The organism is Promicromonospora citrea (assembly GCF_013004695.1).
GTDB classification, from domain to species: domain Bacteria; phylum Actinomycetota; class Actinomycetes; order Actinomycetales; family Cellulomonadaceae; genus Promicromonospora; species Promicromonospora citrea.
This window is the reverse complement of sequence record NZ_JABEMG010000203.1, coordinates 1-5,248: the sequence shown is the minus strand read 5'-3', so window position 1 is coordinate 5,248 and position 5,248 is coordinate 1. Positions and strand designations below refer to the sequence as shown.

At 72.1% G+C, this 5,248-nt stretch carries 7 protein-coding genes; 6 read left to right on the top strand and 1 reads right to left on the bottom strand.

Annotated features, from left to right (window positions below; genetic code table 11):
• The 5 genes from HLB15_RS22155 to HLB15_RS22135 all read left to right on the top strand — a co-directional run.
• The coding region (locus HLB15_RS22155; protein WP_171108729.1) for a tetratricopeptide repeat protein at positions 1 to 729 on the top strand (729 nt) is incomplete at its 5' end.
• Between the two features lie 167 nt (positions 730 to 896).
• Entirely contained in the window at positions 897 to 1,709 is an 813-nt protein-coding gene (locus HLB15_RS22150) for a hypothetical protein (protein ID WP_171108727.1), read from the top strand.
• Positions 1,710 to 1,732: 23 nt separating this feature from the next.
• Positions 1,733 to 2,614, top strand: a complete 882-nt coding sequence (locus tag HLB15_RS22145) for a hypothetical protein (RefSeq protein WP_171108724.1) — start codon at positions 1,733 to 1,735, stop codon at positions 2,612 to 2,614.
• 31 nt (positions 2,615 to 2,645) lie between these two features.
• Positions 2,646 to 3,407, top strand: a complete 762-nt coding sequence (locus tag HLB15_RS22140) for a metallophosphoesterase family protein (RefSeq protein WP_171108722.1) — start codon at positions 2,646 to 2,648, stop codon at positions 3,405 to 3,407.
• 508 nt (positions 3,408 to 3,915) lie between these two features.
• Positions 3,916 to 4,128: an excisionase family DNA-binding protein gene (locus HLB15_RS22135; protein ID WP_212760230.1), complete on the top strand. Its 213-nt coding sequence runs from the start codon at positions 3,916 to 3,918 to the stop codon at positions 4,126 to 4,128.
• Between the two features lie 149 nt (positions 4,129 to 4,277).
• Here the strand turns inward: HLB15_RS22135 and HLB15_RS22130 are convergent, their stop codons facing one another.
• Positions 4,278 to 4,910 carry a metallophosphoesterase gene (locus HLB15_RS22130; RefSeq protein WP_171108720.1) on the bottom strand — a complete coding sequence of 211 codons (633 nt, stop codon included), beginning with the start codon at positions 4,908 to 4,910 and terminating at the stop codon, positions 4,278 to 4,280.
• A 74-nt stretch (positions 4,911 to 4,984) separates the two neighbouring features.
• On the opposite strand from HLB15_RS22130, the gene HLB15_RS22125 reads away from it, so the two are divergent.
• The coding region (locus HLB15_RS22125; RefSeq protein ID WP_171108718.1) for a GntR family transcriptional regulator at positions 4,985 to 5,248 on the top strand (264 nt) is incomplete at its 3' end.

Below are 5,248 nucleotides of genomic sequence, written 5' to 3'. Positions count from 1 at the left end.
GCCACCGAGTCGCTGGCACTGCGCCGCCGCCTCGCGGGGGCCGAGCCCGACGCCTACCTCGGGGAGCTCGCCGACGCGCTGGAGGTCGCGGGGCGCGTGCACGCGGCGCGGGGCGACGAACGGGCCGCCGCGGCGCACGTCGAGGAGGCGGTCGAGGTGCTGCGGATCGTCGCGGAGGAGAACCCCGGCCGCTACCTGCCCGACCTCGCCCGCACGCTCCAGGCGCTCGGCGTCGCGCGGACGGGCCAGGGGCGGGGCGCGGAGGGCGTGACGCTCCTGCGGGAGGCCGTCGAGGTGCAGCGCAGGCTCGTGGCCGACGAACCCGGGCGGTACGCGGCGGCGCTCGCGGGTGCGCTGTCCGCCGTCGGGACGGCGTACGCGCGGCTGGACCGCCCGCTCGCCGCGCTCGATGCGGAGCGCGAGGCGACGCGGACCTGGCGCGAGCTGGCCGCGGCCGACGCCGCGACGTACCTGCCGCGCCTCGCGCGCTCGCTCACCACGGTCAGCGCCAGCTTCGCGAGCCTGCGGCTCGGCGAGGAGGCGGTCGCGCCGGCCCAGGAGGCCGTCGAGGTGCTGCGCGAGCTCGTCGCCGGAGGCGACGACGCGCACCGGAGCCTGCTCGCCGAGGCGCTGCGCACGCTCGCGCTCGTGCTGCACGACCAGGAGCGGTTCGAGCAGGCCCAGGCGGCTCGCGCGGAGGCGGAGGACGTGCTGGCGCACGGGCAGTGATCTCGGCGATCTGTGTCCGAAATCCGCCAGATTTGCTAGCCTCAGCCGCAGCGCCGTCGGCGCGAAGCGCTCACAGGACCGCTGCGACACCAGGGGTGATCGGCATGCGTGGCTCGGGCTCGGCGACCAGCGATCGGCAGGGCCCTGCCGCGCGCAGAGGGCGGCGCATGACGGATAGGGGCGGCTGGGCCCGAGGCGGCATGGTCGTCGTCGCCCTCGGCGTGGCCTCGAATCTCGTCCTGACGTTCGTCCCCGACGTCGTGCCCGACCAGGTCGGCCCCGTCGTCGTGTACTGCATGACGGCAGTGATCGTCCTCGTCGCGCCGCTGTGGGCCTACCGCGAGCTGATCGAGTCCTCGCGCCGCCTCCAGCAGGAGCGGCGGAGGTTGCGCGGGATCGAGGCGGTCGGGGGAGAACGCAGCCGTGAGGCGGACGTCTCCGCACTATGGCGAACGGCCACACAGCGAGTTCTCTGCTTCGGCGTCGGACTCACGAGCGTCAGCCAGGACGAGGAGCACATCCGGGAGACCGTCGGTCGGGGAGTGGACATCGACTTCGTCATGGTGGACCCGCAGTGGCTGCGTCAGCAGCGCAAGGTTGCGGCCCTCGCCGGCGACTACTACACGGAGAGCGCGTTCGTCGCCCGGGTCGAGGGCGCGTACGACAGGCTCCGTGGTCTGGCCGAGCGCTACCCCGAGGAAGCCGCCGGCGGCACGGTGCGGTTGCACACCTACCGCGCATGGGTTCAGCACAGCGCGACGATCGTCGAACCGTGGTCCGAGGACCCGACGGGGTTCGTCGAGTTCCATGTGTACCGGCGCAGGCGTGCGTGGGTCCGGTTGGTGCTCGTGGGCCTCGACAGCGGCGAGGGCGACCGGCCGTACGTCCAGCAGATCCTCGAGGAGGTGGACCAGCTGCTCGGCTACAGCCTGTCTCGTCCGAGCGCCGTGCGATCTGTCGCTCCGCGGACGAGCGCCTGAGCTGTGGTGGGGAGGTGAGTTTCGTGCGGCGGTGGATGGGCGCAAGTCTTCTCGTCGTCGCGCTGGGTGCGATGTCGAACCTCGCGCTCATCTTCGTACCCGACCTGGTGTCACGCCACGTCACCGTGCCGGTGGTCTGGTGCACGGCGGTCGCGACCGTCGTCATCGCCGTCCTCTACCTGGTCGAGCAGGCGTACGCCGCCCGCCGGCGCGTGGAGCGGGAGGCCGAGCTCGAGCGCGTGCGCCTGCTCGACGAGCTGCGGAAGTACCGCGGGATCGAGTGGGTGAGCGCCGACCGCGAGCACCGCAACGCGTCGCTCGACATCTGGAAGTCGGCCCGGCAGCAGGTCGTCGTGTTCGGGTTCGGCATGACGAGCGTCGCGCGCGACCCCGACCTCATCCGGGCGATGGCGCAGCGCGGGGCCGACGTCGACGTGGTGAAGGTCGACCCGGAGTGGCTCGTCGAGCACCCCGCGATCGCGGCCACGATCGACGGCTACTACGACCGCGACGGCTCGTTCATCGGGCAGGTTCTGCGGGCGCACGAGAAGCTGCTCGCGCTCGCCGAGGAGATCAACGCACGGGGCAGCGGTCGGCTGACCGTCCACACCTACCGGACGACCGTGCAGTGCAGCGGGTCGATCCGGGATCCGGGCACGCCCGCTGCCTCCGGTTACGTGGAGTTCCATCTCTACCGCAAGTTCATCGAGCGCCTCGGCATCGGGCTGGCGCAGTACGACGGGGGCGACGAGCTCGATCCGCCGATCCTGCGGCACGTGCTGCACTCGCTCGCGCTCGCGGTGGGTCACCCGGTGCCGGCCGAGCGCCGGGCACGGCCGCTCGGCAGGGACGAGGAGGCGCGCGCTCTCGGCGAGGAGGCGGGCCTCCCGGAGCACAGCGGGTGAGACAGCCCCGGGATGTGGGACGATCCACGGTGTGCCGTTGGAGAAGATTGCCCTGATCAGTGATGCGCACGGCAACCTCACCGCGCTCGACGCGGTGCTCGAGGACATCGGCTCCCGGGGGATCGACCGGATCGTGAACCTGGGCGACCTGGTGGGCAAAGGGCCGCGCGGCAGCGAGGTGGTGGACCGGTGTGCGGCCGTGTGCGACGTCAACCTACGCGGGAACTGGGACGAGGACCTGCCCGCCTGGGCGGACGAGTCGGTCGAGGAGATGGTGTGGTGGCGTGACGAGCTGCGCCCGGACCAGCGCGCCTGGCTCGCGGAGCTGCCCCTCAGCCACGACGTGCTCGTCAGCGGTCGGCGGGTACGTCTCTTCCACGCGTCCGCGGTGAGTCCGCACGTCCGTGTGCGTGCGCGGCACACGGCCGAGGAGTTCGACGGCATGTTCGTCAACACGCCGATGACGGGCGAAGGCCCGACGCCGTCGGTGGTGGGGTACGGCGACATCCACGACGTCTTCGTCAAGGTGGAGGGGGGCCGGACGCTCTTCAACGTCGGGAGCGTGGGCAACCCGCTCGACGAGCCGGTGTCCAGCTACGTGATCCTCGAGGGATCTCTCGACGACCCGGCCCCAGGGCGTTTCGGGCTCCAGGTCGTGCGCGTGCCGTACGACGTCGAGGCGGAGATCGCTGTCGCGGAGAGCCTGCGCATGCCGGCTCTTGTGCCGTACGCGGTGGAGCTGCGGACGGCGGTGTACCGAGGGCTGCAGGGGGCAGGGCGGCAGCAGGTGTGATCAGTCAGGGCGTCGGCACGACGACCCGGTGCGTCGTGCGCTCCGGGCGGCCGGGGGCGACGCGGACCACGGCCCGGCGGCCGTAGCCGTGGGCGACCTTCCAGAAGCATCTCGAGCGCGTCGTGGTTGCGCCGGCTCGCGCTGGATGAGCATTCCTTGGCATGTGCTGGGCGTCCCAGCGCGCTCGCCCGGAATGTCGGCGCGAGGCGGTCGTAGCCGCTTCTGTTGATCCGAAGAATCGCACGGAGCTGGTCCGGCGTGGCGCTGTCCGCGGGAATCTCGTCGAGCACAGCGGGCAGCGCGCCCGTCCACCCCATCACGCGAGGCAGATCGTTTCGATCGGCTCGACACCGCGGCGCGGTGCCGCTGCCACGCCGCTGTGAGATGAATTATCCGAGCGGGTGAAGAACCGTAGAAAAGAATCATCGCCGGATATCGAAACTCGCACCGATTCGACTGGACTCCGGCGCCTCGAAGGGGCAAGACTTGGCCTGTGAACGAAATCACATTGGAAGCCGAAGCAAGCAGAAGCCAGGAACTGACCACGCTCGAGGCCGCGCGGCTGCTGGGCGTGTCGAAGCTCCACGTGATCGACCTCCTCGAGGCCGGCGAGATCGACTACCACCTCGTCGGTTCCGACCTGCGGTTCGACGCCGCGCAGATCGCGTCCTACAAGTCCGACCGCGAGCACCGCGACGCGGAGTCCCTCGTATCCGCCTGAACCCCGCGCAGCGGTCGCCCTGGCGATTCCGCTGACGCCGTGCGTGGGCCTCGCGTACCCGCGGCGCCACGCACCCTGACGCCTGAGCGCACGTTCGTCACCACCGGAACGTGCGCTCTTGTCGTGTCAGGACGCCTGTCAGGAGCGCCTCACGACCACGGCAGCGGCGCCAGCTCGCGCGGCCCCTCGTCGATGAGGGACCCGACGGTCTCGGTAGCGACGGGCCGCCCGCCCCACGCGTCGACGCCGACGTTGACCTGTCGCCCCCGCTGCCGCCACGACGTGTGCACGTGGCCGTGCACCACCCAGCCCCCGCGGTCCACCGGCCGGTGCTCGACGTGGCGGTCCTCGCCGTGGGAGTCGCCCTCGTACGGGAAGTGCGACAGCAGGACCGGGTGGCCGCCGACGACCGTCTCGACCGGGCTGTCGCGGATCTCGGCGAAGCCCGCCGCCAGGTAGCGGTCGTGTGCCGCAGCCCGGCGCCGCGCGCGGTCCTCGGGGGTCCCTGTGCGCAGCGCCCGGTCGCCCGCCCAGCAGCGGTCGTGGTTGCCGGGCACGAGGATCTTGCGGCCGGCGAGCCGCCCGACCCAGGCGAGCGACTCGTCGAGACTGCCGAGCGCGACGTCACCGAGGACCCACACGGTGTCCTCCGGCGTCACCGTCTCGTTCCAGAGCTCGGCGAGGCGGGCGTTCATCGCGCCGACGCCGGGGAACGGACGGTCGCAGAACCGGATGATGTTGAGGTGCCCGAGGTGCAGGTCGGACGTGAGGTACGTGGTCATGTCGGGCGCCATTCAACCGTGTTCACGGGGTGCGGCACATCCCGGCGCCGGGTGCGGTGGGCGATGATCGGCGGATGGACCTCGCCGTGGACCTCAGCCACCGCACCGGCCGCACCGACGCCGTCTACCGCGCCCTGCGCGACGCCCTGACCACGGGGCGCGTCGCGGCGGGGGAGCGGCTGCCCTCGACACGCGACCTGGCGCGCGACCTCGGGGTCTCCCGTGCCAGCGTGGCCACCGCGTACGAGCGGCTCGTCGCCGAGGGGTTCCTGGAGACGCGGCCGGGGGCGGGCACGTACGCGACGGCCGCGGCGAGCGACGCACCGGCCCGGCGCCGG

What these genes read in the sequence shown, in the direction of transcription:
- HLB15_RS22150 (WP_171108727.1), top strand. Translation starts at nt 897, where the DNA reads ATGACGGATAGGGGCGGCTGGGCCCGAGGCGGCATGGTCGTCGTCGCC.
- HLB15_RS22130 (WP_171108720.1), bottom strand. Translation starts at nt 4,910, where the DNA reads ATGACCACGTACCTCACGTCCGACCTGCACCTCGGGCACCTCAACATC.